At 37.3% G+C, this 228-nt stretch carries 1 pseudogene; it reads right to left on the reverse strand.

Annotation, left to right across the window (positions count from 1 at the left end):
- Nucleotides 1-228 (reverse strand): annotated as a pseudogene (locus tag ACSV5T_RS10540) (LysR family transcriptional regulator); the annotation flags it as partial.

The following is a 228-nucleotide window of genomic DNA, read 5'->3' on the forward strand; positions in this document are numbered from 1 at the left end:
TACCTCTCCTGTCGTATACTTACCACGGCATATTAGGATGAGCGGTAAATCATCAATCGTATTAATTTCAACGCTACCTTCCTTTGTATACCCTTGTGGCACTTCAATTATCGTAGTTGCTTTATCAATCAAATGTCTTTCATAATCATCAGATAAAACCTGCCACTGATCATTAAAAATCACATCTACTCGTTGTTCATCTAACATGCCATACAGTTCTTCATGGCT

It is taken from the genome of Veillonella sp. ZSJB6, from assembly GCF_051549505.1.
GTDB lineage: Bacteria > Bacillota > Negativicutes > Veillonellales > Veillonellaceae > Veillonella.